Annotated in this window: 1 protein-coding gene; it reads right to left on the bottom strand. The window is 63.1% G+C overall.

Annotation, left to right across the window (positions count from 1 at the left end; genetic code table 11):
* A partial coding sequence (locus tag B9Z45_RS16705; protein WP_199221940.1) for a discoidin domain-containing protein occupies positions 1-994 on the bottom strand: 994 nt, incomplete at both ends.

Genomic DNA, 994 nt, shown 5'->3' with positions numbered 1-994 from the left:
TCACCGTCTGGTTGTCCGTTTTCGACAGGTCCGCCTCAATGCCCGCGCCCTGAATGCCTTCAAAGCTGGAGTAGTCCACCGTGTCGGTGCCCTCGCCCCCGTCGATGGTCTTTTGGTCAGCAGCCAAGATGGCCTTGGCGTCAATCGTCACCTGGCTCGACCAGCCATCGTGGCGGCTGGAGAACACCCCCGACATGGCCTCGATCTGCGTCGTGCTCATCGCGCTCATGTCCACGTCACTGACGTACACCGTGAAGTCGCCGTTCATGCCCGCCCACGCATCCGTGCGGCCAAACACGTTGATCGCATCGATCCCGGTCGAGGCACCCAGGTCCACCTGGACCCAGCCGCCTCCTACCATCGAGCTTGCAAAGATGCCGTCTTTCCACATGTCGCCACCGGTATTACCATCAACAAGATTGCCCGCCTTGTGCTGGCTCGCATCAAATTGTCCGGATGTCGCCAATGTCTTGCCTCGCGCAATGTTCTCCCCACCGCGCATCACTTGCAGCTCCGCCAGGGTCAGGTGCTGCGCCACCCCCGCGTTTTTGCGGATCATCACGTAGCGCCCCTGCATCGCCGGCGCGCGCCGCTGCACCACGACAGAGTCATCCCCCGCCCCGCCCAGCACCGAGTCTCGGCCCAGCCCGGTGAAGATCGTGTCGTTGCCGCCCCGGCCCTCGATCATGTCGTCGCCGCCATAGCCCCACAGCCGGTTGTCCACATCGCTGCCCACAATCTTGTCGTTGCCGCCTGTGCCGCCCAGATTCTCGACGTTCTGGAGGCTGTCGATGGCGCTGCCCGCGTTGATCGTGCCGTTGGCGTTGCGCCAGGTCTTCACCGTCTGGTTGTCCGTTTTCGACAGGTCCGCCTCAATGCCCGCGCCCTGAATGCCTTCAAAGCTGGAGTAGTCCACCGTGTCGGTGCCCTCGCCCCCGTCGATGGTCTTTTGGTCAGCAGCCAAGATGGCCTTGGCGTCAATCGTCACCTGGAA

Origin of the sequence: Limnohabitans sp. 2KL-17 (assembly GCF_003063415.1) — a bacterium.
Taxonomy (GTDB): Bacteria; Pseudomonadota; Gammaproteobacteria; order Burkholderiales; family Burkholderiaceae_C; genus Limnohabitans_A.
This window is presented reverse-complemented; position numbering and strand designations above follow the sequence as displayed.